The organism is Streptomyces sp. NPDC048057 (assembly GCF_040653095.1).
GTDB lineage: Bacteria > Actinomycetota > Actinomycetes > Streptomycetales > Streptomycetaceae > Streptomyces.
The window spans coordinates 1-26,258 of record NZ_JBEZNF010000010.1 but is presented as its reverse complement, the minus strand read 5'-3'; the positions used below and the strand labels follow the sequence as shown (position 1 = coordinate 26,258).

Annotated in this window: 42 protein-coding genes, 9 other RNA genes and 1 pseudogene; 45 read left to right on the top strand and 7 right to left on the bottom strand. The window is 66.5% G+C overall.

Annotated features, from left to right (window positions below):
* Position 1: 1 nt before the first annotated feature.
* From AB0E05_RS13580 to AB0E05_RS13555, 6 genes are all read right to left on the bottom strand, one after another.
* Positions 2–1,132: a hypothetical protein gene (locus AB0E05_RS13580; protein WP_361962641.1), complete on the bottom strand. Its 1,131-nt coding sequence runs from the start codon at positions 1,130–1,132 to the stop codon at positions 2–4.
* Positions 1,129–2,607 carry a phage portal protein gene (locus AB0E05_RS13575; protein WP_361962639.1) on the bottom strand — a complete coding sequence of 493 codons (1,479 nt, stop codon included), beginning with the start codon at positions 2,605–2,607 and terminating at the stop codon, positions 1,129–1,131. Before AB0E05_RS13575 ends, AB0E05_RS13580 begins: the two co-directional genes overlap by 4 nt.
* A 32-nt stretch (positions 2,608–2,639) precedes the next feature.
* Positions 2,640–3,983, bottom strand: coding sequence for a terminase (locus AB0E05_RS13570; RefSeq protein WP_361962637.1), 1,344 nt, complete (start codon positions 3,981–3,983; stop codon positions 2,640–2,642).
* A gap of 16 nt (positions 3,984–3,999) precedes the next feature.
* Entirely contained in the window at positions 4,000–4,311 is a 312-nt protein-coding gene (locus tag AB0E05_RS13565; RefSeq protein ID WP_361962635.1) for a hypothetical protein, read from the bottom strand.
* Complete coding sequence (locus AB0E05_RS13560) at positions 4,308–4,913, bottom strand: HNH endonuclease (protein WP_361962632.1); 606 nt, start codon at positions 4,911–4,913, stop codon at positions 4,308–4,310. Before AB0E05_RS13560 ends, AB0E05_RS13565 begins: the two co-directional genes overlap by 4 nt.
* A gap of 120 nt (positions 4,914–5,033) precedes the next feature.
* Positions 5,034–5,366: a hypothetical protein gene (locus AB0E05_RS13555; RefSeq protein ID WP_361962630.1), complete on the bottom strand. Its 333-nt coding sequence runs from the start codon at positions 5,364–5,366 to the stop codon at positions 5,034–5,036.
* Between the two features lie 1,135 nt (positions 5,367–6,501).
* On the opposite strand from AB0E05_RS13555, the gene AB0E05_RS13550 reads away from it, so the two are divergent.
* From AB0E05_RS13550 to AB0E05_RS13335, 44 genes are all read left to right on the top strand, one after another.
* Positions 6,502–6,675, top strand: coding sequence for a hypothetical protein (locus AB0E05_RS13550; protein WP_361962628.1), 174 nt, complete (start codon positions 6,502–6,504; stop codon positions 6,673–6,675).
* A 46-nt stretch (positions 6,676–6,721) separates the two neighbouring features.
* A complete protein-coding gene (locus tag AB0E05_RS13545; protein ID WP_361962626.1) occupies positions 6,722–7,360 on the top strand; it encodes a hypothetical protein in 639 nt (212 codons plus the stop codon).
* A gap of 1,141 nt (positions 7,361–8,501) precedes the next feature.
* Positions 8,502–8,696 (top strand): hypothetical protein, encoded by a 195-nt coding sequence (locus AB0E05_RS13540; protein ID WP_361962624.1) that lies wholly within the window; start codon positions 8,502–8,504, stop codon positions 8,694–8,696.
* Positions 8,693–8,869 (top strand): hypothetical protein, encoded by a 177-nt coding sequence (locus AB0E05_RS13535; RefSeq protein ID WP_361962622.1) that lies wholly within the window; start codon positions 8,693–8,695, stop codon positions 8,867–8,869. The genes AB0E05_RS13540 and AB0E05_RS13535 overlap by 4 nt, the downstream gene beginning before the upstream one ends.
* A gap of 2 nt (positions 8,870–8,871) precedes the next feature.
* Positions 8,872–8,934, top strand: an RNA gene (locus AB0E05_RS13530) — hammerhead ribozyme type II.
* 45 nt (positions 8,935–8,979) lie between these two features.
* Entirely contained in the window at positions 8,980–9,195 is a 216-nt protein-coding gene (locus AB0E05_RS13525; RefSeq protein ID WP_361962620.1) for a hypothetical protein, read from the top strand.
* A 2-nt stretch (positions 9,196–9,197) separates the two neighbouring features.
* Positions 9,198–9,260: hammerhead ribozyme type II (locus tag AB0E05_RS13520), an RNA gene on the top strand.
* Positions 9,261–9,272: 12 nt separating this feature from the next.
* Positions 9,273–9,446, top strand: coding sequence for a hypothetical protein (locus tag AB0E05_RS13515; protein WP_361962618.1), 174 nt, complete (start codon positions 9,273–9,275; stop codon positions 9,444–9,446).
* An RNA gene (locus tag AB0E05_RS13510) (hammerhead ribozyme type II) lies at positions 9,447–9,509 on the top strand.
* Positions 9,510–9,528: 19 nt separating this feature from the next.
* Positions 9,529–9,906 carry a hypothetical protein gene (locus AB0E05_RS13505; RefSeq protein WP_361962616.1) on the top strand — a complete coding sequence of 126 codons (378 nt, stop codon included), beginning with the start codon at positions 9,529–9,531 and terminating at the stop codon, positions 9,904–9,906.
* A gap of 238 nt (positions 9,907–10,144) precedes the next feature.
* An RNA gene (locus AB0E05_RS13500) (hammerhead ribozyme type II) lies at positions 10,145–10,207 on the top strand.
* A gap of 198 nt (positions 10,208–10,405) precedes the next feature.
* An RNA gene (locus AB0E05_RS13495) (hammerhead ribozyme type II) lies at positions 10,406–10,482 on the top strand.
* Between the two features lie 9 nt (positions 10,483–10,491).
* On the top strand, positions 10,492–11,292 hold the full coding sequence (locus AB0E05_RS13490) for a hypothetical protein (protein ID WP_361962614.1): 801 nt from the start codon (positions 10,492–10,494) through the stop codon (positions 11,290–11,292).
* A 102-nt stretch (positions 11,293–11,394) separates the two neighbouring features.
* Complete coding sequence (locus AB0E05_RS13485; RefSeq protein WP_361962612.1) at positions 11,395–11,607, top strand: hypothetical protein; 213 nt, start codon at positions 11,395–11,397, stop codon at positions 11,605–11,607.
* Positions 11,604–11,756 carry a hypothetical protein gene (locus AB0E05_RS13480; protein WP_361962610.1) on the top strand — a complete coding sequence of 51 codons (153 nt, stop codon included), beginning with the start codon at positions 11,604–11,606 and terminating at the stop codon, positions 11,754–11,756. Before AB0E05_RS13485 ends, AB0E05_RS13480 begins: the two co-directional genes overlap by 4 nt.
* A 2-nt stretch (positions 11,757–11,758) precedes the next feature.
* An RNA gene (locus AB0E05_RS13475) (hammerhead ribozyme type II) lies at positions 11,759–11,822 on the top strand.
* 14 nt (positions 11,823–11,836) lie between these two features.
* A complete protein-coding gene (locus AB0E05_RS13470; protein ID WP_361962608.1) occupies positions 11,837–11,977 on the top strand; it encodes a hypothetical protein in 141 nt (46 codons plus the stop codon).
* Positions 11,977–12,273, top strand: coding sequence for a hypothetical protein (locus tag AB0E05_RS13465; protein ID WP_361962605.1), 297 nt, complete (start codon positions 11,977–11,979; stop codon positions 12,271–12,273). The genes AB0E05_RS13470 and AB0E05_RS13465 overlap by 1 nt, the downstream gene beginning before the upstream one ends.
* A 9-nt stretch (positions 12,274–12,282) precedes the next feature.
* Positions 12,283–12,699, top strand: a complete 417-nt coding sequence (locus AB0E05_RS13460) for a hypothetical protein (RefSeq protein ID WP_361962603.1) — start codon at positions 12,283–12,285, stop codon at positions 12,697–12,699.
* A gap of 118 nt (positions 12,700–12,817) precedes the next feature.
* Positions 12,818–13,360: a hypothetical protein gene (locus AB0E05_RS13455; protein ID WP_361962601.1), complete on the top strand. Its 543-nt coding sequence runs from the start codon at positions 12,818–12,820 to the stop codon at positions 13,358–13,360.
* Between the two features lies 1 nt (position 13,361).
* On the top strand, positions 13,362–13,544 hold the full coding sequence (locus AB0E05_RS13450) for a hypothetical protein (protein WP_361962599.1): 183 nt from the start codon (positions 13,362–13,364) through the stop codon (positions 13,542–13,544).
* Between the two features lie 6 nt (positions 13,545–13,550).
* Positions 13,551–13,612, top strand: an RNA gene (locus tag AB0E05_RS13445) — hammerhead ribozyme type II.
* Between the two features lie 67 nt (positions 13,613–13,679).
* Complete coding sequence (locus AB0E05_RS13440) at positions 13,680–13,913, top strand: hypothetical protein (protein ID WP_361962597.1); 234 nt, start codon at positions 13,680–13,682, stop codon at positions 13,911–13,913.
* Between the two features lie 14 nt (positions 13,914–13,927).
* The gene (locus AB0E05_RS13435) at positions 13,928–14,179 is read left to right on the top strand and encodes a hypothetical protein (RefSeq protein ID WP_361962595.1); all 252 of its coding nucleotides are present in this window, start codon (positions 13,928–13,930) and stop codon (positions 14,177–14,179) included.
* 4 nt (positions 14,180–14,183) lie between these two features.
* An RNA gene (locus AB0E05_RS13430) (hammerhead ribozyme type II) lies at positions 14,184–14,250 on the top strand.
* A gap of 16 nt (positions 14,251–14,266) precedes the next feature.
* Positions 14,267–15,004 carry a DUF2786 domain-containing protein gene (locus tag AB0E05_RS13425; protein ID WP_361962593.1) on the top strand — a complete coding sequence of 246 codons (738 nt, stop codon included), beginning with the start codon at positions 14,267–14,269 and terminating at the stop codon, positions 15,002–15,004.
* Positions 15,005–15,048: 44 nt separating this feature from the next.
* Complete coding sequence (locus AB0E05_RS13420) at positions 15,049–15,426, top strand: hypothetical protein (protein ID WP_361962591.1); 378 nt, start codon at positions 15,049–15,051, stop codon at positions 15,424–15,426.
* Entirely contained in the window at positions 15,426–15,698 is a 273-nt protein-coding gene (locus AB0E05_RS13415; RefSeq protein WP_361962589.1) for a hypothetical protein, read from the top strand. The genes AB0E05_RS13420 and AB0E05_RS13415 overlap by 1 nt, the downstream gene beginning before the upstream one ends.
* A complete protein-coding gene (locus tag AB0E05_RS13410) occupies positions 15,691–16,008 on the top strand; it encodes a hypothetical protein (RefSeq protein WP_361962587.1) in 318 nt (105 codons plus the stop codon). The genes AB0E05_RS13415 and AB0E05_RS13410 overlap by 8 nt, the downstream gene beginning before the upstream one ends.
* Positions 16,001–16,204, top strand: coding sequence for a hypothetical protein (locus AB0E05_RS13405; protein WP_361962585.1), 204 nt, complete (start codon positions 16,001–16,003; stop codon positions 16,202–16,204). Before AB0E05_RS13410 ends, AB0E05_RS13405 begins: the two co-directional genes overlap by 8 nt.
* Positions 16,201–16,782 carry a hypothetical protein gene (locus tag AB0E05_RS13400; protein ID WP_361962583.1) on the top strand — a complete coding sequence of 194 codons (582 nt, stop codon included), beginning with the start codon at positions 16,201–16,203 and terminating at the stop codon, positions 16,780–16,782. Before AB0E05_RS13405 ends, AB0E05_RS13400 begins: the two co-directional genes overlap by 4 nt.
* A 1-nt stretch (position 16,783) precedes the next feature.
* On the top strand, positions 16,784–16,984 hold the full coding sequence (locus AB0E05_RS13395) for a hypothetical protein (RefSeq protein ID WP_361962582.1): 201 nt from the start codon (positions 16,784–16,786) through the stop codon (positions 16,982–16,984).
* Positions 16,981–17,394 (top strand): hypothetical protein, encoded by a 414-nt coding sequence (locus AB0E05_RS13390; RefSeq protein ID WP_361962580.1) that lies wholly within the window; start codon positions 16,981–16,983, stop codon positions 17,392–17,394. Before AB0E05_RS13395 ends, AB0E05_RS13390 begins: the two co-directional genes overlap by 4 nt.
* 16 nt (positions 17,395–17,410) lie before the next feature.
* Positions 17,411–17,475, top strand: an RNA gene (locus AB0E05_RS13385) — hammerhead ribozyme type II.
* Positions 17,476–17,492: 17 nt separating this feature from the next.
* On the top strand, positions 17,493–17,699 hold the full coding sequence (locus AB0E05_RS13380) for a hypothetical protein (protein WP_361962578.1): 207 nt from the start codon (positions 17,493–17,495) through the stop codon (positions 17,697–17,699).
* Positions 17,699–17,917: a hypothetical protein gene (locus AB0E05_RS13375; protein ID WP_361962576.1), complete on the top strand. Its 219-nt coding sequence runs from the start codon at positions 17,699–17,701 to the stop codon at positions 17,915–17,917. The genes AB0E05_RS13380 and AB0E05_RS13375 overlap by 1 nt, the downstream gene beginning before the upstream one ends.
* Complete coding sequence (locus tag AB0E05_RS13370; RefSeq protein WP_361962574.1) at positions 17,914–18,411, top strand: hypothetical protein; 498 nt, start codon at positions 17,914–17,916, stop codon at positions 18,409–18,411. The genes AB0E05_RS13375 and AB0E05_RS13370 overlap by 4 nt, the downstream gene beginning before the upstream one ends.
* A 669-nt stretch (positions 18,412–19,080) precedes the next feature.
* Positions 19,081–19,425, top strand: coding sequence for a hypothetical protein (locus AB0E05_RS13365; protein WP_361962572.1), 345 nt, complete (start codon positions 19,081–19,083; stop codon positions 19,423–19,425).
* On the top strand, positions 19,422–19,634 hold the full coding sequence (locus AB0E05_RS13360; protein WP_361962570.1) for a hypothetical protein: 213 nt from the start codon (positions 19,422–19,424) through the stop codon (positions 19,632–19,634). Before AB0E05_RS13365 ends, AB0E05_RS13360 begins: the two co-directional genes overlap by 4 nt.
* A gap of 202 nt (positions 19,635–19,836) precedes the next feature.
* Positions 19,837–21,819 carry a recombinase family protein gene (locus AB0E05_RS13355; protein WP_361962568.1) on the top strand — a complete coding sequence of 661 codons (1,983 nt, stop codon included), beginning with the start codon at positions 19,837–19,839 and terminating at the stop codon, positions 21,817–21,819.
* 26 nt (positions 21,820–21,845) lie between these two features.
* Entirely contained in the window at positions 21,846–22,598 is a 753-nt protein-coding gene (locus AB0E05_RS13350) for an SDR family oxidoreductase (protein ID WP_361963039.1), read from the top strand.
* On the top strand, positions 22,595–23,674 hold the full coding sequence (locus AB0E05_RS13345; protein WP_361962566.1) for a low specificity L-threonine aldolase: 1,080 nt from the start codon (positions 22,595–22,597) through the stop codon (positions 23,672–23,674). The genes AB0E05_RS13350 and AB0E05_RS13345 overlap by 4 nt, the downstream gene beginning before the upstream one ends.
* Before the next feature lie 82 nt (positions 23,675–23,756).
* Entirely contained in the window at positions 23,757–24,335 is a 579-nt protein-coding gene (locus tag AB0E05_RS13340) for a transglutaminase family protein (protein WP_361962564.1), read from the top strand.
* Between the two features lie 14 nt (positions 24,336–24,349).
* Positions 24,350–25,042, top strand: a complete 693-nt coding sequence (locus tag AB0E05_RS13335; RefSeq protein ID WP_361962562.1) for a phenylalanine--tRNA ligase beta subunit-related protein — start codon at positions 24,350–24,352, stop codon at positions 25,040–25,042.
* A gap of 13 nt (positions 25,043–25,055) precedes the next feature.
* Here the strand turns inward: AB0E05_RS13335 and AB0E05_RS13330 are convergent, their stop codons facing one another.
* A complete protein-coding gene (locus tag AB0E05_RS13330; RefSeq protein ID WP_361962560.1) occupies positions 25,056–25,778 on the bottom strand; it encodes a lysophospholipid acyltransferase family protein in 723 nt (240 codons plus the stop codon).
* A gap of 395 nt (positions 25,779–26,173) precedes the next feature.
* Here AB0E05_RS13330 and AB0E05_RS13325 point away from each other — a divergent pair.
* Positions 26,174–26,258: pseudogene (locus tag AB0E05_RS13325) on the top strand (electron transfer flavoprotein subunit beta); the annotation flags it as partial.

Here is a 26,258-nt window from a genome sequence, read left to right as displayed (position 1 = left end):
GTTACGCCTCCTGGACGCTCGTGGTGGATCGCCGAGCCTCCTGGGCTGCGGCCTTCTGTTCTTGCCGGATGAACCGGCGCCAGGCGGCTACCGCCGCCTTGCCGGCCAAGCCGCGCGTGACCTCGGGCCACAGCTCCTCGTACCGACGGTTCAGCTCGTACGCGGACGAGCGGTTGTACTGCTCGCGAGAGAAGACGGGATCCGCGTAGCAGTGGCAGTTGTCGTGGTACTTGTCGAGGTCGCCGAAGGTGACAATCCCGCTCGCCATGGCCCCGGAGCCTTCGGCGGACCGGTAGACGGCGCCGCGAGAAATGAGCATTGCGCACCATCCGCACGGGGTGCCAGAGAGCGAGAGCCGGATGTAGCCGACCACGCGCTTGTCTCGCTGCCCGTGGGCCCAGACGGTCGAACGTCCGCCGTTCATGGCGACACGCTCGGCTGCTGCTGCCTGCCGCGCACCGGCTTCCCGGTGGGCCCGATCCCGAAGGGCGTCGACCTCGTCGGCGCTCCTGGCGCTGTCGATCTTGTCGACCTTCTTCTGGAGGTTGGCTGGCCCGAGAGCTTCAAGCACGGTGCGAAGCTCTTCCTCGGCCTCGCGCTCGATCCGCTCCTCGGCCTCGCGTAGGCCCTCGATCTCCTCGATCAGGATGCGGTCGAGTTCTTCCTCTTCCGCCAGGTCGGGGTCGTCGAGGGCCCCCTCGTCAGCTTCCCCAGGCTCGCTGGTCGCGGCCGACGAGGGGGAGTCCGTCTCCTCGGTAGGGGCGCTGTCTGTACGCCCCTCCTGGGGGCGCTCAACGCCTCCAGTCAAGGCGGCGAACTCGTCGCGCAGTACATCGAGCGTGATGTACGTGGGCTCGGGGTGGTACGGATCGGCCACCGTCGTACCCGTGCGCAGAGCGCGGGCAAGGCGGTAGTACGCACGGGCCAGGTCGCGGGACTGACGCCTGCGCCCCATCACCAGTGTGATGGCCCGCCTCAGCCAGGAGGCGGCGGTGGACGCCCGGCTTGTGGCCGGGACGTCCTCCCACAGAGAGAGCGCTTCCGCGACGGTGCCGGCCCCGATCTGGGTCAGTGCCGTCTGGAACGCAAGAGAAGCGCGGTCAGCCTCGGCCTGCCGGGCGGGGCTGGTCACGCCGCAGCCAGTTCGCGGGCCGTCTGCACCGAGTCCGCGGACGGAGTCGCCCGAGTCAGGGCGTTGGCGAGCTGGCCGATGGAGTCGTCCTCCTCGGCCATCTGCTCCCAGTCCTCGTACTCGGTCTGCGTCACGCCGGGGACGCGCTTCCACAGGCCACGTGCCGGGATGCCGAGCTGTTCCTTCAGCTTGCCGAGGGCGTCAGCGGCCTGCGCCAGGGAGCGGGACTCCATGTCGCGCCACTGGACCTCGCCAGTGAAGTCGTCGGCCGCGCCGGTCTCGCCTTCGAGCTCGGCCGCGAGGCGGAAGACCCTCTCCCACGCCTCTCCGAAGAGGGAGCGGAACTCGGCGATCTTCCGGGACAGCGCGGTCTCGGCGGCGAGGAGGGCCTCCGCTGACAAGTTCGCGATCTGCCCAAGTAGGTGATGGGGAGGCGTCTGTGAGATCGCGGCGAGGTGCCGGATGCTCATGTCCACCGCGTCAATCAGCGGAGAGATCGGACCGGAGGGCAGGCTGCCGAATTTGACGTCGGGGTCCTCTGCGAACAGGAAGCGCCTGGCATTGTGATGGATGGCGGCCGGCATCGGGTTGCCGTCCGGGCCCAGCTTGGGCCGGCTGTCAACCGCCAGCTCGGGGTCGGTGGTGACGTTCCCGTTCTCGTCCAACCACTCCCTCAGGAGTGGCGGCGCCATGCCGGTCGCGTACCTCACCTCGTGCGAGGTGTACGTCTGCGCCACCAGAGCATCGAAGACCGTTTGGTTGATGCGATTCTGGAGCGGGATCATCGGCTCGACGACGCCGACCGTGCGACCTTCGAGGTCGACCTGTGCAGCGAACCGCGTCACCGGGCACTCGGTGTTGCCGTGCCGCTGCTTCGTGCCGGCCACCTTGACCGAGTCGAGGTCGTTGATGGACTTGAACGTCACCGCGTACTCGTACGTCGAGTCGAACATCCGGGCCCTGCCCGGCGTCTCGCCCTTGGGCCAGGCGGTGATGGTCAGGGCCGCATACGGCTCGTCGTCGTTCGCAGGGTCTTCGTACAGGGCCGCCGTCTTCTTGGCCGACAGGCCCTTGGAGGTGACGCCCTTCTTGGTCTTCTCCGTCAGGACGAAGGAGTGGCCGAAGCCGAGGGCGCCGCGGTACACGGCCGCCTGCCGGGCGTCCATGCGCGAGCGCTGCCAGTGCGACCAGGCCGGGCTCTTCGAGAACGACGCCTCGGGCAGGCCCTCGCTGGAGGTACCCGGCCGGAAGCCGTCCACGTAGAGGGCCTGGGCCGGCGTGCCGATCAAGAGCGGCATCCAGTTGGATACCGCGCGCTCCGCGAGCAGCTTGTACTCGTCATCCGCATGGGGCGGCATGTACGGGTCGTCGTGCTTGCCTCGGGTGAAGCGGTCGATCCGATCCAGTCGGCCCGCATCGCGATCGAGGATGGCGAGCAGTTCTTTGGCCAGCTTCAGCGGGCTGGTGTCAACCATGCCTCACCACCTTTCGCTACACTTGCACAGACCTACATGAAGTAACTTCGCCCAGTCCGCTTCCGGACCTTCTTGCCGCGGGCCCGAAGCTCGTACAGGGCTTCGTGCGCGAGCATCAACGCGGCGTACGCGTCGATCTTCCGCGGGGAGTCCTTGCTCTCCTTGCCGAAGGAGAGGCCGTAGTTGTTGGTCCGGCGCCGAGCCGAGAGGACGTGCCGGCGCAGCGTCAGGTCGCCGTCGTGACTCAGCTTCTTGTCGAAGATCGTGCGCATCAGGCGCTCGTGCGCCATGGTCACCGTCTTCTGTGACCCGCGCATGTCCCAGCCGATCGCGTCCTTGCCAGTCGGAGACTTCACGCCGAGCCGTTCGCCGTACGCCTCCGACCAGTCGGAGATGTACGACTCCCACAGGGCGACATCGGCAAAGAATGCCCGCACCTCGAAGAGTCGGAACGCTTCGTGCACCGCGGAGTCGACCTCGTGCCGAGGGACCGACCAGTCCTTCGCGGCCTCGCCCTCCGGGTGCTCCCAGATGTTGAGCAGCACCGCGTGCATGTCGCACACGCGAAGAGCCACCAAGGCCGTGCTGTCCGAGCTCTTGCCGCCGTCGAACCCGAGGACGATCTCGTCGCCCGGCTTCAGGCTCTTGCCCTCGTCGAGCAACGGGTCCCACTCGGCTGGCCCGTAGAGGGCGTCCTCCTCGGCGATGACCTGGTTCAGGTACATGCGCCGCGAGCGCGAGGCCGAGATGGTCAAGTTCATGACCGACTTGATGATCGACTCGATCTTCAACCACGTTGCGTCGCCCCGAATCTTCGGGAGGACAATCCGCAGCGCCTCGGGCGTCAGCGGAGTCTTCGGGTGGGCCTCGATCGAGTCATACAGGGCGCCGACGTCGACCGCGCGACCTTCGAGCACCTTGTTGTGCGCCTCGCGCATCCGCTCGGCCACGCTGTCCTCGCCAGGGAGGTGGGCGTTTGTGATCGCCAGGTACCGCGAGTCCATCTTCGTCGAGTTGCCGTCGATGGTCTCGTACATCTTGTGGCCGCCGTTGCCGGCCACCCAGTGGTGAGTTTCATTGAGCAGTGTGAAGGTAGTTCTCTTGCCTTCGATTGACCGATACGAGCTGGTCACGGCTTGGAGCCGCTTACGGCCTCGGTCGGCCCGGATGAGCTCGGCGCCCATCTTGATGCCGTACGTCTGGATGAGCTTCGGCCCCATCAGGATGGGCAGGTAGCCCATCGTGTTGGTGGTCTGCTCCTGGTTCACTGCCGTGACCTGCACCCACGCCTGCGGGTGCGCCTTCGCCACCGGGGCGCCGTTCTCGCCCCAGTGGGAGAAGCGCGACGGTCCGACGAACTCGACGAGCGAGATCACCGCCAGGAGCGGGTCCTTACCGGGGTAAGCCCCAACCCTTCAGTCTTTGAAGAACGCCGGTCCGGTAAACGAACTCGCCGTTCTCGTCAATCGCATACCACCAGAGCAGAAAGCGAAGCTGCTCCCTGGTGAACTTCCAGGGCATTCGCTTCTCATCCGTCGAGCCTTCGCCATCCAGGTACTCGGCGCACCAGCCAGCGATCTGCCAGCCGAGCGTGCGCTCCGGGAGCTTCCATTGGCCGAAGGTGTCCTTCTGCCAGGTCGGCCCCAAGTATTCAGGCTCCAGGGCTTCGATCTCTTCGAGAGTCAGGGTTGAGATGGGTCTCACCTCCTCGGGTAGCTCGGGCGCCCCTTCCATACCGCGAGGAGTAGGTCGCTTTTGTGTGAGTTGCAGTCCACGCACGTGGGAAGGATGTTCGCGATGGCGTGCCGTCCACCCTTCGCGAGCGGAACGACGTGATCCTTGTGGAGCGGTCCGCTACTGCGTGAGTCGCAGTAGGCACAGCGGTAGTCGAAGCGGCGCTTCAGCGCCTCCCACTCCTTGACGCCGAACGGGCAGAAGCCGGGATTGCCAACCATCAAGGCGGCTCGGCGATCTGCCTGATCGCGTCGGCGGTGGGGGTTCTCGGCTCGCCACTCGCGGGCGTACTGGACACGCAACTCGCGGTTGCGCTCGTAGTAGTCGATGGCGCCGGCTCGGCGCTTTTCCGCTTCGCCTTCGTACCGCGCTTTGTTACGAACGCGCTCGGCGGCCTTGCCCTCTGGTGTTGCCCGGAGTCGCTGGTGCGCCCCGGCGCTCTTGCAGTCGCGGGAGCAGTACACGGCGTTGCTGCGCTTGTGTGAGACGTCGCAGCCACAGCTACGGCACAGGCGCTCGGCGGTCAGGTCTACGTCATGCAGCGACGTAACCTCGACTGAGCCGAATTTCATGAGGCGTTGGTAATGACGACCGCAGTAGCCCCGGCGTCGGGGCGGGGTCGGACACTTGGGAACTGCGCAGCTTGGGGTCGGATTCGCCATGATCGGGACGGTAGCTCCCCCCGCTGACAATCAGAGTCCGAGTTCCTTCTTGTAGTCCGCGATGGCTACGACTGCGGCAGAGTCCTGCTCGGGTACGGGCTCGGTCAGCTCGATGCGCACACGGCGCCGGTCGCCCTCTGCCACGAGAAGGCGTTCGAAGGCGGAGTAGATGGTCTGGAGCATCTGGCCGCTCCGCTTGCCCGCCTTCTTGTAGTAGGACAAGTCCTCGCACAGCGAGAAGGCGAAGGCCCAGTCGGAGTTCTGGTAGAAGTCGGCCTGGCCGGACGTCTTGAGCGAATCCCACAACTGCTTGGCGATGGGGTGCCAGTCTCGATCCCCATCGGGGATCTTGACCGGCTTCATCTCGCCCTTGGTCACGGGCTGCTCGTCGGACCCCTTCCGGGACCGCGGGCGCGCGAGGTCATCCTCGCGATTGGGGACAGGGCCACGTGCGCCCACCGGTCACCTCCTTGAAGTTCATCGGGCGTTGACGACGCGCGGCCCGGTAAGCGCGGATGGACGAGTTGGTTCTGTCAGTGTTGCCACCATCACTGCCATCTCTCACCAGCCGCCGTGCGGCTGGAAGTCTCGGCCCCCAAGAATGAACCAGGGGCCGGCGCCGCGCCCAAGGAGAGGAGGGCTCGGGGGGCGCTCGCGCTCGACAGGCAGGGGAGGGCCTGGAACGCGGGTGTCAGGGCCGGGAAGCAGGACTCCCCGCCCGGTTTACAAGGCCGGGGTGGGCCTCGGTCCGCTTGAAGCGCTTCTGGATCGCACGCCGTCTGGCGTTCGCGGCCTCGGCTCCCTCACGGGAGGACTTCTGGCGGTGGTGCCGGGAGCACAGCGAGCGAAGGTTCGCCAGGCTGTGATCGTCTCCCGGCCGAATGTGGTCCACGTCGGAGGCGAGCGAGTCGCAGCGTCCACCCGCTTGAGTCAGCGCGGTGCACTGCCCTCCGTCTCGGCGAAGGACCCGGAGTCGGATCTTGGGCCAGTCGGCCGGCAGGCGAGAGCGCCTGTCCGACCCCTCCCAGTTCGGCATCCATCACCTCCGACGTGGAAGCTGAGTCCTCGGTGACGTCCCGCCTGAGCAGGCGGCTGCCATGAGCTGTCAACCCGAGGGGTCTGGTATGTAAGTTGCTACGTTCAGTGGGGCGCTCCGCGCCCCTTACTGTGAAGCCGTAAGTGGCTCTGGTCGGCGAGGCCCGACAGGGCCTCCAGCCTGCTACTTCGTCTTGCGACTTACTCTCTTACACTTACTGTACGGAAGTTGATCTTGGCCTCAGAAACGGGACTTGCTGTGACTGTGGTCACACTTGCACAGGTGCGATCGAGACTGGGCCGCCTGTCGGCGGCCACCAGGGCTTGAGGCGACGGCGAAGAGGACGTAGTGCCAGGGGCGCCCCGAAGGGCGCCACAGAGTGGAGCCGCAGGCACTCTGGGGGCGCTGCCGCGCCCCGCAATCCAGTGCCGACTGACGGCTCTACGGCTTACGCTGGTCCTCATGAGCAACGACATCGACCTCGACTTCGCCCTTCAGGTCGCTGGCGCCGAGCTGTCCGACAAGTCTCCGGCTCCTGACAGCCCGCTCGGCCGACTGCGTCAGTTCGTCGCGGACAACGACATCGAGCGCTTGACTCAAGACCATGTTGCTCAAGCGCTGAGCGGGAAGCTCTGAGGTGCTGTAATTTCCTGCCATGCGCCCGATCGCGGGGGAGTGGTGGATGAGCACGGACGTCTGGGCAATCATCGTTTCGTCCATTGTCGGTGTTCTCGTCGGAGTACTTGGAGCCTGGGCCACATTCAGGTCAGCCAATCCAAAGCTGCGTCTGCAATGGTGGACCGTGGCGCAGCCTCCACTCTTCGACTCGCGGTTTGGCGGCCCGATTACCGTCAGCGCGGCCGGCATCACCATCAACGAGCCCCGCATCGTTCAGTTCCACCTCACGAACATCGGCCGCAGGGACATTACTTCATCCATTTTCCACAACGGCGAGAGCTTGGACTTCAAGTTCAACTCTCCGATCGTGGCGCCGTTGGAGCTTAGGAGCGAGCCCGAAGGAACCCGCCTCCCCGACGTCCAGCTTCCGCCAGGAGCGGAGGGTCGGGTCGAAGTCAGGCCGGGGCACATCAGGCGAGGTCAGATGATCACCGTGACCCTCCTGCTCGACGGCCAGGACGTGGAGGCGGCATGCGCGCACATGCCTCTGGTCGACGTGGACCTCGACAAGGAGGCGCCCGGCGATCGGGCGCGAGAGATCGGCTCTTTGGCGTACGAAGTGTTCCGCGCGGGCGCTTGGTTCCTACCGTTTTCCGCCTTGAGTAGATTTGTCCTACGGGATCGTGGGTCAAATCGCCCCTGAAACTGTGGCAGGACCCCGTCCGGTAAGACTCGGCGGTCCGGAAGAACGTGCACTGGGGGTCACCCCCCACCCCTTTCGGGCTGGTGCTACCCTCGCGCGCGCCCGCCCACGTCGCGCTCTCGCGTCTTCCCTCCGAGCAGTCGACGGAACTGCCCAAGGGGCGACTGAACGACCCGCAGAAGGGCTTCCAGCGCTTCAGAAACGTGCTCTGACCTGCGCGACTTGACGCCCACTGTGCAAGTGGTGCAGAGTTCTGCCTGTCGCCAGAACGGGACGCCGCAAGGCAGACCGAAACGGAGACAGCGCCACTTGCACACCGAGTCCAACTCGGGTACGGTGGAGCTCAGCAAGGCAGGCAAGCGAGTGTGTGACCAGGGTTACCGACGCACCTGGGAACGTACTGCGAGCGGTGGTAAACGGCTCACTCGCAACGGTCCGGCCAAGCGAATCGCAAGCTGCACGGCCCGAAGCGAGTGTGATACTGTCGCTTCAGCGCAGAGGTCAACAGGCCAAGCGCACAGAGAACTTCGTACGACGCTCACCCGGCCCCCGTAAGGGATGTCGCAGCCACTTCTCCGAGTGGTGTGGGTGAGTAGGGGAGGCTACCGGCCAACCGTTGAATCGACTCGAAGATGGGCCACCATCGCAGTACCGAGGAGTGAAGGCGGGGACTGTTCGCGAATACCTCCGGCATACGGACCAAGCAGAGTCGGGGCCGCTTTCGCGGCCGTGATCCGACCCGGCCAATCCTGGTGAAGCATTCCTTCGGGGGTGTGGAACGGCGCAAGGTGAGCCCTTGTGCTGGCGATACCAGGCAAGTGGTTGTGACATCAGGGCGAGGCGAGTCACTGTCACCGTTCTCACGAACGGCCCGGAAACGGGGCGGAGAGAACGGCAAGCGGGTGAGATGCCCGTACGCAACACGGAACGTCCCGCCCCGGTGTGAGCGGGGCGGGGGGAGTCGCAAGGCTCCCGCAGAACCCCTGATCGGACCGCCGCAAGGCGGTCGCGGTCCAGAGCGTCATGGCTCACAAGGGGGCCAGCTCTCCCGCCGATGCGGGATCGATCTTTGGACCATGTGTGTAAGTGTAGCAAGGTGAAACCTCTTCGGGGGTCCGTGGGAGATGAGCGCCCCACGCTGATGAGCCAGCTCCTGACCGAGAGGAACATCGTGATCTCCCTGGACAAGACCCCGCGAACCATCGCCGTCGCCAAGGCGCGGGCCCTGGTCGGTCGAGAGCTCCGCAAGAACAACGTCGCAGCCCTGGCATTTGTCTTCGGCATGCGAGTGCACGACGCGGCGGCCAAGGCCGCCGGAGAGGTGTCGGCTCAATGAACAACGTGAGATCGAGGTTCGCCCTGGAGACGACCAGCAAGAACGGCCTGACGTACGGCGAGCTGAAGAAGCTGCTGGCCACGATCGAGGACGCGTCGGAAGTCGATGAGGACGCTCCCATCCGAGTGAAGGTGGGGTGGAAGTCGCAGATCACCAAGATCGAGATCGGATGACAAGGCGAAACCGGCTTCAGCCGGTCCGGCCGGGTGGTTCCCGGCCGCTGATGAGCCAGCCTGCTCAGCGAGGAGAGGACAGGGACATGCAGCCCCAGGGACACATCCGAATGAACGTCACGACCCACGGTCAGTTCCAGACCAGCGCGGAGGGCTTCGACCGGCTCATCGCGCAGTACCTGCCCGCGTCGGTCGAGAGCTTGCGAGCCCAGCTCCAGAAGTTCTCGGACGAAGAACACGGCGCAGGCATCGACTACTCGGACCTGACCACGGTGACCGAGTGCCTGCTGGTCCTGGCCGAGCTGCGCGGATTCGCGACCAACTGACAAGGCGAAACCCCTGTCGGGGTCCGGCCGGCTTGGGTTGCCGGCCGCTGATGAGCCAGCCCGGAGAGAGGTGCGCAATGCAGGACGAAGACTTCATCACCCTGACTGTCGTGGTGAGAAGGGGCGGCGAGGAGGGAGACCCGTGCGAGAGCGTGCTCGCGGATCACCCTGACGTTCAGTTCGTCGGGCACCAGGATGGCGTCACGGTGGTGGCCCTCCAGCTCGGTGCTGAGCCGAGTAGCTGGAGCTGAAGGCGAAACCCCTTCGGGGGTCCGGTCGGCTTGGGTTGCCGGCCGCTGATGAGCCAGCCTGCTCAAATCTGAGGAGACGAGCGTGACGTACATCTACCCCGCTTCGCAGTCCGAGTACACCGCGGCCCTGGGTTTGGCCAGGTCTGAATCGGAAAGGATCTCAAGGGCTACGAGCGCCCCCGAGGAGATGCCTGGAGATGCGAGGTACTACCTCACCGCCGACCTTCAGTCCGGATTCGGCGTCGCGGCCGACGGCGCGCTGATCGGCCTGTTCAGCACGGTGCAGGGGCGTGGCGACGACCTGATCACGGACGCCGTGACGCACAAGGGCGCCACTCACCTGGACTGCTTTGACGGGTACCTGCCCGGACTCTACAAGCGGCACGGGTTCATCGAGACCGAGCGGGTTCCGAACTGGGTGTCGGGCGAGCCGGACGTGGTGTTCATGGCGCTTCGGTAGCTGTGTAAGTGTAGCCAGCGTGATACTGCAACTACGGCGAAGGTGGAGGAATGGCCGCGAAGGAACTGCGAGAGGCGCAGGAAGCAGGCGGGAAGGTCGTCGGGGCCGTGCCCCCGGCGGTTGGCCGGGAGATGGAGTGGAGCCCGCGCCGCAGGAACGACACGATGCCCTGGATCGAGAAAGGGCAGGTGTGCGACTGGGCCCGGTACCGAAGTCGAGAAGTGCAAGTGTCGCGTTGAGGCGAAACGCCCAGTAGGGCGTCCGGTCAGGTGGTTCCTGGCCGCTGATGAGCCAACCGCGGACGTCAGCCCAACGAGACCGAAAGGTCACACATGAAGTTGCTTGGGGGAACCACGGTGTTGCTCGACGCGCGGCGTGACCGCGAGGACAGCGACGGGGAAGCCGGGTTCTTCAGGAGGGTCAGCATCGGCTGATCCAACTTCCGCGCCTCCTTCCGTACCTCACCGGCATCTTGGGGGAGGGGGTGCAACTCACACACATGCGAAACCCCAGCCGGCCGTCCTCGGTCGGTGGGTCGGTCAGGCGTGGCGGCCTGGCCCTGATGAGCAGCCGTGGAGGAGAGACGTGGAGCTGGACAGGGAGACACTGGAGGAGGCGGCCGAAGAGGCGCTGTCTCGTCCGGGCGGCGCGATCTTCTGGGACGACCGCCTGTTCGAGACGCACGGCGCGGTGTTCCACTGGGCCGAACACGGCGACGACCTCCTGGCGGAGTCCAACTACCTGACCGCCCTTGACCTGATCAAGGGCGCGGCGGGTGACCTCGCGGACGAGCACGTCATCGACGGGACCTCCCGGCACTGGGCCTGCGGCTCCCTCCGGACGATCTACGTCCAGGTCTACGAGACCTACGAGGACGAGGAGTGCGAGTGCGAGCCCACCTGGGAGCATGAGGACGACTGCGAGCACGACGAGGACAGCTTCTACTGCGAGCTGTACTGCCGCATCGAGTGCGACGGTGAGGAGTGCCTGCCCGAGCAGGAGGAGTTCACCGCAGCGTTCATCGAGGCGACCAAGCTCGCGCTGTCCCTCCAGGACTGCCCGATCCTCGACGACTCGGACTACTCCGAGCGCGAGTGGGAGGCGTTCGAGAAGACGCTGAAGGAGGCTGTCGAGCACGCCCAGTGCGAGTACACGCTGGTCGACACCTGCGCGGAAGACGACGCAATCGCTGAGCTGTACTACCAGGACGAGGACAACACACACCGGCAGAGCTGGTGCCGCGCCGAGGACGTTGACTGGGGAGTGGTGGCGGAGGAGTACCGCGGGGCGCGCAACGCCTACTTCCTGGAGCGGGCGATCGAGGTCTACCGGTGGAACGTCTTGGGGTTCAGCCCCGACCAGCTCGAACTCGACGCCGCGATCTGAGCGTGCAAGTGTAACAAGCCGAAACCCCCGGCTCGGGGGTCAGCGAGGGATGGCAGCCCCCGCTCCGACGATGGCAGGCCGAAGCATGAAGGTGTGGCAGAGATGGCGGGCGACGAAATTCGTAAGCGTGCGACCGAGGTCCAGGCCCTCGTCCACAAGGTGCAGGAGTGGCGCACAGAGCAGGACCCCGGCACCCCTGAGTGGCTGACTCTGTGCGAGCTGGCAGACCAGGCGGAGGGGTTGATCGCCGCCCTCCCTTGGCGGATGCAGCCCGCCCCCACTGCGGAGGAGCTGATCGAGCTGATGGGCCTGTGACCCCGCAGGAACTCCTGGACGCCCTTCATGAGGGCGGGATGCCGTTCGCGGACGACGACCCGGACTACTGCCCTGATCACGGCTGGAACATCGGCCTGTACCACCACTCCGAGTGCGAGGTCTACGCCTCGCGCATCGGTCTCAACTGACCTGGCGAAACCCCTTCGGGGGTCGGCGAGGGATGGCTGCCCACGCCCTGATGAGCCAAGCCAACACGCAAGGAGCAGCAGTGACCCCGAAGTTCCGCGACCACGACGGCAACGTCCGTGACTCGAAGCGCACGGACAAGGCGAAGACCCTGGCCCGGCGCGAGCTGCGGCGCCAGAAGTACGGGAGCCCGGCTGCCGTCCGTATCGGCGTGACCGCCTGATGGACGAGATCGACGAGCGGTTCAACCGCTGGGCCGAGCGACTGCGCGTGCTCTACGCGGATGAGAACGCCACGCAGGATGACTTGGAAGTGGCGTACGACGAGATGTGGATCGAGGACAAGAACCTGATCGCCTACTGGGACAACTGCATCGACGGTTGCTGCCCGACGGGCGCCTTGCTCCTGGCCCGCCTCGTCCACCCGCGGATCAGTGCGCCCGCGATGGTGCGCGTCTTCCCCGAGTTCATCAAGTCGTCCCGGACGCATCGGGCCGTCATCTACACCGCCGAGGACTGAGGAGTTCAGTTGCCGAGCATCGACGAGATCAAGAAGTTCCTGTCCGACGAGTGCGCCCAGGAGATCATGGACATCGCATCGTTCGGAGGGATCACGTACTGGGCGATCGAGCCGACTGCGGAGGAGCGTCGCAACTTCCCCCGTGACAAGAGGTGGATCATCGTAGAGGGCTTTGACGATTCCTTCACCGGGGAAGAGCGCAGCGTGGACGGGGTCCACTTTCTGAACGAGGACGACCTCCGCGGGGCGTACGCGAAGCTGCTCGACCTTGACCAGGAGTACGTGGGCCGCGAGTACCACGGCTACATCGTCGAATCCTGGATGGACAGAACGGACAAGTACGGGATCGAGACCGGCATCATCGACGCCGGCATGGCCGACGCCATCGTCCAGGTGGCGATCTTCGACGAGGTTCGCTACGGGTAGACCGTGCAAGTGTAGCAGTGTGATACTGTAGCTCACAGAGAGGCGAAACCGGCTCCGGCCGGTCGGCCGGGAGGGGGTTCCGGTCCTGAAGATGCCACCCACTGTGAAGGTGTAGCGAATGAGCGACTACGTAACCCACGAGATCGAGACCGAGAACGGCGCCTTCTACGTCCGCGTTCTCGCGGCTGAGCGCCGGACCTTCAGCCGCCACGTCATGGGCCGAAGCGAGCCGGGCGAGGAACTGCGTCCGCGGGTCTGGCTGGCCACCGACCCCGAGTTCAAGCAGGAGTTCGAGCTCGGATACGTCAAGGTGCGCGGCCGGAAGTATGTGATCGAAGAGATGCTGGCCTTGGTCAACGGGCCGTCGGGCCGCCAGTGGCAGCGCGAGCCTACTTACGGCGGCTCCTTCCGCAGCGAGCGGAAGCAGGTGGAGTACCGCGCGCCCACCTTCAACGTGCTGCGCGAGTACGTGCATGGCGCTTTGGCGAAGTTCGCTGAGGCGCACCCCAAGTGGGAGCGGGAGTCCGTGCACCGCCTGTTTCGGTGCGAGCGCAACCGCAAGCTGAGCGAGGCGGTGCGCCTGCGCGCCGAGGCGGAGGCGGCCGAGAAGAAGGCGGCTGGGTGGCAGGAGCGTATCGACGAACTTGGCAAGGAGGCGTGAAGTGAACCCGCTTGAACTCCGCTACCGGCTCTACGGCTTCCTTGCGGGCCTGGCTCGGCCGGCTGCGATCGTCTCGGCCGAGATGCTGCCCCCAGTTCCGGGAGTGCCCGTCGAGATCCGAGTCGTGACCCTCGACCCAATGAACGACGAGCGCGTCTACCGGGTGAGCATCCGCGAGGAGTAGCACACAAGGCGAAACCCCCTTCGGGGGTCGGTTGGAGTGGATCTCCAGCCCTGATGAGCCAACCATGTGTGAAAGTGTAGCCATGATGGGCTTTGAGGAGATCAAGCGCCTCGGAACGACTCGGGAGGACTACTGATGGGACGCATGAAGGACGTTGCGATCGAGCTGGGCAGCTTCGAAATGGGTGAACTCTCTCCGCGGGAGACGTTGGACCTCTTCAGCCTCCTGGTGAAGAGCGGCCTGGCCTGGACCCTTCAGGGCTCCTACGGTCGGACGGCCATCGAGCTGGTGCAAGCCGGGTACCTCACTCGGGACGGCGACGTCAGCGAGTTCGCCGACGAGCTGCTGGAGGGGGTGGCCGCGACGTGAGCCTTCCCCGGCAGTTGAGTGCGCGGGTTGACGGCTCCCTGGCCCAAGACATCCGGGCGCTACGGCAGGCCGGCCTGAGTTACAGCCAGATGGTGAAGTGGGGCGTCGCCCTCCTGGCAGACGTCTACCAGGCGGCCTGGCAGTACAGGCTCGTCGCCGTTGGCGAGACGCCCGAGCTGGAGTCGTACAACTTCAACCGCGTGCGCAAGGAGTCCGGCCCTCCCTGGGTGGAGGAGGCGTGGCCCGATCGAACCGGGGCTGCGTAAGTGACGCCGAAACCTCCCGAGGGGGAGGTCGGGGTGGGGTGGCGCTCACCTCCTGACGACGGCAGCCATGACTGTGAAAGTGTAGCGATGACGACGAATCAGAACCTGAAGCTCGCAACCATCAAGGCCCTGCTCGCGAAGGCCGAGGACCCGGCCGCTTCGCCCGAAGAGGCGCAGGCGTACTTCACGCGAGCCGCCACCCTGATGGCGAAGTACGGGATCGAGCAGGCGATGCTCGCCGAGGCCCGCCCGGAGACGGATGAGCTTACGTACCGCAGCTTCGACATCAAGGGCAAGTACGTCCCGGACCGCGCGGCCCTGCTGTTCTCCATTACCCACGCGCTTGGCGCGCAGGGCATCTACTGGTCCCGGATTGACCGGGAGGGCGGCAAGCGGTACCGCAAGATCAAGGTCTACGCCCACCAGTCCACACTCGACCGCATCGAGATGCTGTTCAGCAGCCTTCAGCTCCAGGCCCTGAACGGCATGGCCAAGGCCCGCCCGATGTACGGGGAGTCCGTCACCGCCTACCGCAAGAGCTGGATGGCCGGCTTCTCCAGCACGGTGCGCAAGCGCCTGGCGGAGGCCGAAGAGGCCGCCCTCCAGGAGGCGCCAGCACAAGCCGGGGGCTCCGGCGCCGAGCTGGTCCTGGTCAAACGCGAGGCGGCCGTTGAGCGTTTCTTCAAGCAGGCCCACCCCGAGGTCAAGGCTTCCCCTCGACGTCGACTGACGGGCAACGGTTGGCACGACGGGCGCGCGGCGGGGGAGCGGGCCGACATCGGTGGGCGCCGCCTCGGTCGAGAGCGCAAGGCCCTGGCCGTCTGACCCAACCAACCACAAGGCGAAACCCCTTCGGGGGTCGGCGCGGGGTGACGGCCCACGCCCTGATGAGCCACGTCATCGAGAGGAGCACCACGGTGGAGAAGCGCAGCCGCATCGGCAAGAACGAGGTCGCGGGCCTGGGCAAGCTATACCTGCACGGCGGCCAGCCCCTGAAGCGCGACGAGTTGAAGCTCACGAACGCCGAGTACAGCGTGTTCGCCAAGCTGGCCTGGTTCGGTCTGGCCCAGCGCGAGACCGAGCAGAGGTGGTCCATCACGGACTTGGGCGTCGCCTTCGTCGAGGGGCGGGTCCGCGTCGCGGCCGTCGCGGTGACCGTGGACCGGCAGTTCTCCCACTTGGAGGGCGAGCTCGTCGCGGCCGGCGACGTGAACGAGGCGTTCTACTTCGAGCTGGTGACCGCCTGATGGCGCGCGACCGGGACGGCTGGGAGTACACCAAGGAGGACCCGCGCTGGGCGCCGACCGTCGAGATCGCGATGGGCGAGATCACGAACGGCCTGTACGGCGACGAGTACGAGCAGTGCAAGGCCGAGCTCGACGACCTGGTCCGGGCGGCCCGGCGCGACGCGGTCGAGGAGCTGAAGGCCAAGCGGTGGCCGCTCCATGAGGTGGAGGGCGCCTTTGCGGCAGCCGATTTCCTCTTCCCCGACTACCCCAAGGAGTCCGACAGTGAGTGACAAGCGAGTGAAGCTCGGCATGGTGGATGTCGACTCTGGGACGGTGTTCGTGGGAGATCCCTGCTACACCATCACCGGAGACGCCCCCCGCCACATCAAGACCTGGCCCGAGTGGTGCAGCCAGCTCCGCTGGAACGGGAAGAACTACGACGTCGTCGAGCCGGTCGGGTCCGGCGTTGGCCTGAGCATCCCGACGATGTACGGGGACGGCTCCTACCCGGTGTACGCGGAGATCGTGCGAGGACGAGTCGCCCGCGTCACCATCGACTTCGACCCGCCGTACGACGAGGAGGACGACGAGGATGAGTAAGCCCGTACCCGGCACCGGCCGGAAGAGCCCGGCCGCGCTCCGGTCCAAGACTGGCGGCGGTTTGCGCGGCAGCGTCAGTGCGGGTAGCCGCATCCTGGAGCATTGGTACGCCAACGAGGGCGACAAGGGGCAGTGGATTCGCCGCCTGGTGCGGCGCCGTGAAGAGCGACTGTGGAAGAAGGAGGCGCGGGAGTGAGCGGGCTGATCATCGGACTCGCCGGCTACGCAAGGTCTGGGAAGAACGAGGCGGCCGAAGCTCTGGTCCAGTTCGGCTGGCGCCAGGCGGCCTTCGCCGACAAGCTCCGTGAGCTCCTGCTCGCCCTCAACCCGGTGATTCCCGGCCCGGTCGGCGAGGGAAACGTTCGGCTGCGGCTCTTGGTCGAGGACGTCGGCTGGGACTACGCCAAGACGCGCTACCCGGAGGTTCGGGCCCTGCTTCAGCGGGCCGGTACTGACGCCGGCCGCAAGGTGCTCGGCGCCAACGTCTGGGTCGACGCCCTGTTCCGCGAGCACGCGGAAGCTGCGGCGCTGGTGATCACGGACGTGCGCTTCCCCAATGAGGCCCGCGCGGTGTGCGAGCGGGGCGGCGTGCTGATCCGGGTGGAGAGGCCCGGTACGGGGCCGGCTCGCGATCGAGCAGGGCGAGTGCATGAATCAGAGGTCGCCCTGGAGGGGTGGGCCTACGACCACACGCTGGTCAACGACGGCTCGCGGGATCTACGCCTGAAGTTGCATGGCGTGGCCAATCTTGTGCAACTGTCGCAGGCTGTGTAAGTTGAGCGTTACGACGATCCGGGAGCTCGACGGACTGCCGGATGGCAGCGTGATTGAGCTGCTGGACAAGCGAGGGAGTATCCGCTTCAAGCGGAGCGGCCACTGGCACGCCGCGGACAAGTCCCGCACCCAGAACGTCTACACGTACGTCAACACCCGACGCTGGGGAGCGCGGGTCGTAGAGAGGGGTACCGAGAAGTGAGCAGCAGCCGCGAAGCCCTGGTGGAACTGGTCGAGCGCTACCGGGTGGCGTTCGCCAAGCGGGAGGAGGGCATCCAGTCCTTCCTTGACGGCGAGGGGGATCTGAAGGAGGGGCAATCCCTCAACGCGTACGACGAGCACAGCCGCGGCGCCTGGAACGACTCGCACGGCGACCTCGGGAGCTTCCTCTCCGAGTTGCGTGACCTGCTCGGCGCTCGGCTGAAGGTGGGGGACCGGGTGACCGTCGCCGCCGATGCTGTAACCGCCCTGGGCGGTTGGGTCTACTTCGCGGGCGAGGTGGTCGGCACGGTGATCGCCGAGTTCGACGAGGACGGGGACGTCGAGGTGCGGTCGGACGGCGGGATGCACCAGTACGTCGCCTCTCGCTACGTGTCGCTCATCGAGACCTGAGTGTGCAAGTGTGACAAGCCGAAACCTCCGGGAGGAGGTCGGCCGAGGGTGGCGCTTCGGCCCTGACGATGGCAGCCAAACGAGAGGAGTAGTCAGCGATGCGCGAGAAGTACTTCGTCGACTGGAGCGACGCGGCCTTCCCCAAGATCCTGCCGATCAAGTTCGCCTCCGAGCACGCCCAGCCCTTGACACTGACCGAGGCCAAGCGAGAGGTCGTCGAGCACTTCCAGGTCGACATCCGTCACGCCCGCGAGCAGATCCGTCTCGCCCGCGCGCTGCGCGCCGACGAGATCGTGGTGGGCTGATGAAGTACCTGCGGGTGACGGTACGCGGTCCGCACAGCAATACCGAGCAGACCAGCGTGATCGAGGTCGACGACGACTTCGAGAAGGACGGCGCGGAGGACAACGAGATCATCGAGAACGCCGTGTGGGACTACGTCAGCTACTCGTCCGAACTGGTCGACGAAGCCGACCTGGACGAGAGCGAGCGCGCCGACCTCGGCCTCGACGAGGACGAATGAGGATCACGGCGAGGGCGCACGAGGTCAAGAAGGTCGTCGACATCCTCGAAGACCCCACCTTCAGCGGACCCGAGCAGATGGCCAAGGCCCTCATCAAGGAGGTCGGGGACATGATCCAGATGCGGGACCTGTTCGTCCTCGTCCACACCTGGGCCGACGGCTCGAAGGGGCTGAACATGGGCCCCTTCGGCGCCGTCGCTGAAGCCGAGAGCTTCGCCAAGAAGGTGGGCCTCGGAGGCACCGGCAGGGTCGTCCCGATTACCTCGTCTGGGGTGCTCCTCGCCGACTGCGACGGCAAGACGGGCTGGCCCGGTTACTGCTGGAACCCCGAGTGCGGGCACAGCCCCACGAACCACGCGATGGATGGCTCAAGCCGCGGCAAGTGCCACCGCGCGGACTGCGACTGCGGGAAGTTCGTCAAGGACGACCCCAGCGCCAAGAAGAGGAAGCCAGCCGCCAAGACGGCCGCAGCGAAGGGGGTGAACGAACTCTGACCAAACCGAAGTACCACCCCGGACAACGATTCAACCAGCTCATCTTCGTCGAGCGAGACCCCAGCGACTACCGCAAGTGGGTGGTCGACTGCGACTGCGGCGCCCGAGTCATGAAGTGGATGGGTGGAGTCACGGGAGGCGGAAGCCCTCACTGTGGAGATCGGAGCAAGCACCCCCGAGGCGAGAACCGGAGTTACGGCTTCGTGCACATGCGTCTGCGGCGAGAGCGAGGCGCTGCCTCCGAGCAAGGGTGCGTCGACTGCGGAGGCCAGGCTCGCGACTGGTCCTACGACCACCGGGACCCCGAGGAAGTGAGCAGTCCCGACCGAGCTGGTCGGGTCGTCAAGTACAGCCTGAAGTTGGGGCACTACCAGCCGCGATGCAAGCCGTGTCACAGCAAGTTCGACCAGTAGGGAGATCAGAGTGAGCACCGTCGACTGGAGGCCGTGCGCCTGCGGCGCCAAGCGGGATTTCATGAGTAAGCACGGCGCGGAGAGGGCCCTCGGCAAGGCCCGAGCCAAGCGGACCCGACGTGCAGACGCGCACGGCACCAGGCGTGGGCTGCGGGTCGAGAGCCGCACCTACCGGTGCCCCGAGGGTGGCTGGCACCTGACGTCTGAGTCACGGGCGTCGTACGAGAACCGCATTTACGTTGAGGAGGTTGTGTAAGTGTCGCTCAAATTCGGACCGCTTGAGCCGGTCAACGAGGACGACGTCCTGATCGTCTACGGCTTCCACCAGGCCCGTCGACACCCCGAGTTCAAGCGGGAGAACGTCTTCACCCTGCACGGGGCGAGGGCCTTCGGTCAGCTCCGCGGCAGGCGCCCGAAGAGGATCTTTCATGTCGGCCTCGGGTTGAGCCGGGAGGCTGGCCGCCTCCGCGAACTGTTCGCCTGGCTGGAGAAGCACTGCGGCACTGAGATCCATCACGTCAATGAGCTCGACATGTACGAGCCGGGCGGCATCGCCCACCCCGACACCCCGCTTCAGATCGAGGAGGTCTCTACTCCGTGAGTGACGAACGCCGAAATCGTGCCCGGTTCCTGATTGGGCGCTACCCGACCCTGTTCAGCAGCGAGCGCGAGAAGATGCTCCCCCTCTGGGCGCAGGCCAAGCTCGCCGACCTCCGACTCCTTCTGGTGGCGGAGGCGGGCAACTACGAGAGTGCGGTGAGCGAGATCGATGGCCTTCTCGAAGAACTCGAAGGTCGGCGTCGCCAGTGAGTCGGGACCCCGTCGTGAGCGTCGAATGGAGGCGAGTGAAATGGACACAGGCCGAACGTGAACGCCTCGCTCGCATCCTGCTTGGGCCGGTAGCGAAGAAGGGCTGACTGAGCTACAGGTGCACGCTGTACCCGAAGCGCCCCCGAGCCTCATTCTGGCCGGGGGCGCGCGCATCTCTGTGTAAATGTAACTGGAGGGGATCATGGGAACGAAGACGCTGCCTCGCAAGGTCAAGAAATTGCGGGTGGCCATCTACCTGCGCGTTTCGACGGCCAAGCAGGTCGAAGGCTTTGGTCTCGAAGATCAGGAGGAGCGCTGCCGGGCTTGGGTCAACTACCAGTTGCGCAACACGCCACACGTCATCGTGGACGTCTACTGCGACGGAGGAGTGTCGGGCAAAATTGCACACCGCGAAGATGTAGACCGCCTGATGAGCGACATCCAGGCGGGACTGATTGACGTGGTCGTCTTCGGCAAGCTGGACCGCATCGGCCGCACGATGAAGAACATCCACCGCTGGGTCTACGACGCGACCGATTTCGGGGTTCGTGTCGCCACTGCCGACGGCCGCATCGACTCCGATGACGCCATGTTCGGGATCTTGCTCTCCCTTCTGGCGTACATGGCGGAGGTTGAGCATGCTTTGATCCTGGAGCGAACGATGGGCGGCCGGATCAAGAAGATCTCCGGGGGAGGTTGGGCCAGCGGCGTACCGCCCTACGGCTACAAGCTCGACGAAGAGGGCGAGCCCGTCGTCAATCCCGCCGAGCAGGAGGTGATCTTCAAGTTCGCCGAGCTGGCGATTGACCGCAAAATGTCCCGAGGTCAGGCCGCCGCCGAGCTCAACGAACTCAAGTGCCGCACCCGGACCGGGAAGCTCTGGGAGGGTAACAACCTGATCCTCCGCATGCGTCTGGCGGTTCGCGGCTACGTCGACTTCACTTTCTCTGGCATGAACGAGGACGGGGAGGAGATCACCACCACCTACCGCCTGGACCTGCCCCCCCTGTTCGAGGATGAGAGTCGGCGCAAGGCCCTGGAAGCCGTTCTGGAGGACATGAAGGGCACCCCGCGGACCTCCTACAGCACCCACCTGCTCTCGGGCCACCTGTTCAGCATCTGCGGCCACTCCCGGTACGGCGCGGGCCGAACCGACCAAGGCGACACCGTCTACCGGTGCTCAAACTCGGCCAAAGCGGTCGATGGGCACGCCTGCAAGCAGATTGCAGGAGAAGAGACCGAGCAGGCGGTCTGGGGTGAGGTTGCCAAGAAGTTGTCCGACCCTGAGTCGATCAAGGGGCTGGTCGACGAGTGGCTGGGCGCCATCCCTGAGCGCGCGGAGTCCTACCGGGCCCGTATGCGGGAGATCGAGGAGAAGCTGAACCGGCTCCGCAACACCCGACGGAAGAAGATCGCCATGCTCGTCGCTTCCTTTGATGAGGATGACGAGGAAGACCAGAAGCTGATCGCCGAGCTGAAGGAGGAGATCGCCTCCAAGGAGAAGGGGCTCCGGGAGGAGCAGGAGCGCATCGCGGAGTGGCTGGAGGACGCCGAGCACAAGGAGGGGCGGGCTGAGGGCATGCATGCGCTGATCGATCGGATCGGCACAAATGTCCATGATCTTGACCGGGTCGACAAGAAGCAGATCTTGGAGCTACTTCAGGTGCGGGTCGAGATCGTCGGCGACAGTGTGTCCGGCCAGAAGGGCGGAACCAAGGACCCGATGCTGGAGTGGCACCGCAAGAACAAGATCACCATACCTCTCGCTGTCTCCGATGAGCAGTGGGCGCGAGTCGGGAGCATCCTGGTACCACGACGCAAGCCCAACCTGGAGGATCGGGCGTGCTTCCAGATGCTGCTGGAGAAGCTTCGCGACATCAAGGGATGGCACGACTACGACCACGACGAGCGCATGGGCGGGAAGGGCTGGGGCTTCTTCTACCGCCTTGCACGCCGCTGGTTCACGGACGGGATGTACGCCGAGGCCCTGCGGACGATGGCCCCATACGAAGGGGTCGAAGCTCCTGCTGGATACACTCTGCCTCCCATGAAGATTTACGGCGCGATCGATGAATCAGCGGAGGATGTAGTGAAATCTGAAGCAGGCAAGCGCACTCCTTCCACCAAGGGGATCACCGCGAACGGCCCCGCGGTGGACGGCGCTGCCTCCGGGGCTGCCGCGTGACCGTGCGCAACGAGGAGGCGACCGAGATGAAGAACTCCAACGGCCCGCTGGAAGGAGCCGTCGTCGCGGTCGCCGGAGCGGCGGGTCCAGCTGGACGCGCCGCCCTGCTGCGGCTCGCCGAGGCCGGTGCCACCGTCGTCGGCGCGGACGCCGACCCCGAGCGGCTCGCGGAGGCCGTCGACGCGGCCCGGTACGCCCACGGCGGCGCGACCGTCACCGGCGACACCGTCGACCTGCTCGACCTCGCCGCGACCCGCGAGTGGGCGGACAAGACCGAGAAGGAGTTCGGCCGCATCGACGGCCTGGTGCACCTGGTCGGCGGCTGGCGCGGCAGCGCCTCCTTCGCCGAGACCAAGATGTCCGACTGGGACCTCCTGGAGCGGCTGCTGATCCGCACCGTGCAGCACACCTCCCTCGCCTTCCACGACGGGCTGCTGCGCAGCGACCGCGGGCGCTTCCTGCTGATCAGCGCGGCCGGCGCCAGCAAGCCCACCGCGGGCAACGCGGCGTACTCCGCGGCCAAGGCCGCCGCCGAGGCGTGGACGCTCGCCCTCGGCGACGCCTTCCGCAAGGAGGGGGGCGACGACGGCCCGCGCTCCGCTGCTGCGATCCTGGTGGTGAAGGCTCTGGTGCACGAAGCGATGCGTGCCGAGCGACCGAACGCCAAGTTCGCGGGCTTCACGGACGTCACGGAGCTGGCCGATGCCATCGCCGGCGTCTGGGACCGGCCCGCCACGGAAGTGAATGGACAGCGCCTGTGGCTGACGCCCCAACCGTGAGGACGACCCCCGTCGCGACGGCCGCGCGCCGCCACCACGACCCCGACGTCCGCGGATTCGCCAGCGACAACTACGCGGGCGTGCACCCCGAAGTCCTCGCGGCACTCGCCCTCGCCAACGGCGGCCACCAGGTCGCCTACGGCGAGGACGAGTACACCGAGCACCTCCAGCGGATCATGCACAGCCACTTCGGCCCCACCGCCGAGGCGTTCCCCGTCTTCAACGGCACCGGCGCCAACGTCACCGCGCTCCAGGCGCTCACCGACCGGTGGGGCGCGGTGATCTGCGCCCAGACCGCCCACATCAACGTCGACGAGGGCGGTGCCCCCGAGCGCATGGGCGGGCTGAAGCTGCTGTCCGTGCCCACGCCCGACGGCAAGCTCACCCCCGAGCTGATCGACCGGGAGGCGTACGGCTGGGACGACGAGCACCGGGCGATGCCGCAGGTGGTGTCCATCACCCAGAACACCGAGCTGGGCACGGTCTACACCCCGGGTGAGATCCGCGCGATCGTCGAGCACGCCCACGAGCGCGGGATGAAGGTCCACCTCGACGGCGCCCGGATATCCAACGCCGCGGCCTCCCTGGACGTCCCCATGCGGACGTTCACCAACGCCGTCGGCGTCGACGTGATCACCTTCGGCGGCACGAAGAACGGCATGATGTTCGGCGAAGCCGTCGTCGTGCTGAACCCGGACGCGGTCAGCCACATGAAGCACCTGCGCAAGCTGTCCATGCAGCTCGCCTCCAAGATGCGGTTCGTCTCCGTGCAGCTCGAAGCGCTGCTCGCACGCGACCTGTGGCTGCGCAACGCCCGGCACGCCAACGCCATGGCGCAGCGGCTCGCCGAAGGCGTGCGCCAGGTCGACGGAGTGGAGATCCTGCACCCCGTCCAGGCCAACGCGGTCTTCGCCCGGCTGCCGCACGAGGTGAGCGTGCGACTGCAGCAGCGCTTCCGCTTCTACTTCTGGGACGAAGCGGCGGGCGACGTGCGCTGGATGTGCTCCTTCGACACCACCGAGGAGGACGTCGACGCCTTCGTCCAGGCGCTGAAGGAGGAGTCGGCCCGCGGCTGACCCCGGCAGACTTCGTGCATGGATATGCGGCCGACCGTAAATCGATTGATTGCGGTCGGTCGTCTGCTTAGGGTGGGCCGCCATGGAGCTGATTCAGCAGAGCGCCGACCTGTCCGCCTACCTCGCCGCCGACGAAGCCGTGGACCACGAGCACCCGCTCGTGCGTGAGACCGCCGCCCGCCTGCGCGGCCACGCCTCCGACGCGCACGACTACGCCCGATCGGCCTTCGAGTTCGTCCGGGACGCGATTCCGCACTCCGCCGACGCCGGGGACGACCGCGTCACCTGGCGCGCCTCGGACGTGCTGCGGCAGCGGACCGGCATCTGCTACGCCAAGGCCCACGCCCTGGTCGCACTGCTGCGCGTCGAGTCCATCCCTGCCGCCTTCTGCTATCAGAATCTCGGCGGGATCCACGGCCTGGTCGCCCTGAGGCCGCCCGGGCGTGCGGGCTGGTCGCGCGTGGACCCGCGGGGGAACAAGCCCGGCGTCGACGCCCAGTTCTCACTCGACGTGGAGCAGTTGGCCTTCCCGGTCCGGCCGGAGTCCAATGAAGTGGACTATCCAGAGCTGTATGCTGCACCCCATCCGGTCGTCCTCGCCGCCCTCAAGGCCGCACCCGACCGGGAGCATCTGCTCGCGCACCTTCCCACCGCACTGTGATGAGGCACTTCGGCATGGCGATCACGCTCACCGTCTCCGACGACGTCAGGGACCTCGCGCCCGGCTACACGCACCTCGCGATCGAGGCGTACGACCTCGTCAACGGCCCCAGCACCGAGGACAGCTCCGCCCTCCTCGACGACGCCGCCCGCCGGCTCGCGCAGCGCCTGGAGGGACGCGCCCCGCACGAGGACCCGCACATGGTCACCTGGCGCACGACCTTCACCGCCTTCGGCGCCAAGCCGTCCCGTACGCGCAACTCCGCCGAGGCGCTGGCCAAGCGGGCCCTCGCCGACGGCGGACTGCCGCGGATCAACCTCCTCGTCGACCTCTACAACGCCATCAGCGTCGCCCATCTGCTCCCCGTCGGCGGCGAGGACCTCGACCGGATCCAGGGAGGCATGCGGCTGATCCGCGCCGTCGGCGACGAGCCCTTCGGCACCGTGGCCGCGGGCGAGGAGAGCGTCGAACACCCGGAGTCGGGCGAGGTCGTGTGGCGGGACGCCGCGGGCGTCACCTGCCGCCGCTGGTGCTGGCGCCAGGGGCGGCGCACCCGGCTCACCGAGGAGACGACGAACGCGCTCTTCCTGCTGGAGGCGCTGGCGCCCGTGACCGGCGCCGAGCTGGAGGCCGCCGGCGCGGAACTGGTGGAGTCGCTGGAGAAGTTCAGCCCGGGCGCGCGGATCGTCGTCCACGCGCCGGCCTGACGCGCCCCAGAGGTCAGTGGACCCCGCGGAGCTGCTCCGGGGTCGGAGCCGTCCCCCCGAGGTGCGCGGGCATCCACCAGGTGTCCGAAGCGTCCCGGGGGCGTACGGGATAGGCGCGCTGCGCCGCTTCCAGCAGCTCCTGCACGCGCTCCCGCAGCCGTCGGGTGATCGCTCCCGCGTACTGGTCGGAGGGCGCCTCGACCGGCTCGCCCACCCGGATCGTCACCGGGATGTGGCTGCGCTTGAGGTTCCGCGGACGCCCCTTGGTCCACAGCCGTTGCGTGCCCCACAGGGCCATCGGGATCAGCGGCACCCCGGCCTCCTGCGCCAGCCGCGCGGCACCGGACTTGAACGACTTCAGCGTGAACGACTGCGAGATGGTCGCCTCGGGGAAGACGCCGACGATCTCGCCCGAACGGAGCGAGTCGAGGGCGTGGCGGTACGCCGCGTCGCCCTGGGCCCGGTCGACGGGGATGTGCTTCATCCCGCGCATCAGCGGACCGCCGATCCGGTGGCGGAAGACCGAGTCCTTCGCCATGAAGCGCACCAGTCGCTTCTGGGGGAGGGCGCCGAGACCGGTGAAGATGAAGTCCAGATAGCTGATGTGGTTGCTGACCAGCACGGCGCCGCCCGAACGCGGGATGTTCTGCGACCCCTGAATGTCGATCTTGAGGTCCAGCGCCTTGAACATCGTGCGCGCCGCGCCGATGACCGGCGGGTAGACGAGCTCTGCCATGCGGGGAGGATCCTTCTGTCGTGCCCGGGGAGGGTTCTCCCGGCGGAAGTTACGCAGCCGTAGGTATTCGGTGCTGGGCAGATCGTGCCCCATGTGGCGCCCGCTGGCCAGTCCTGGGGTGTGGACCGGGCGAGATTCTCGTCACGTCCCTCTTTTCCGTCCATCGGCTCATATGCGGAGGCCCCGCTCTGACGTCGGCAAGGTCACAGGTCCAAGCGCTTGCTCAGGAGCCGGTTCGATGGCGTACTGGTAAGTAATATTTTGACCGGAGCGCCGGTCGATTCGACCGGAAACCCCGACTGTGGGCACTTATGCTGCCTCACAGCGCTGCCCCGGCCTCCGGGCCTGGGGGCACCACGGATACGGCCACTGCGAGTAGGCATTGAGGAGTCGGCGTGAGCTTGAAGATCGTTGTCTGTGTGAAGTACGTGCCTGACGCGAGTGGTGATCGGGGTTTTGGTGCGGATTTGACGGTGGATC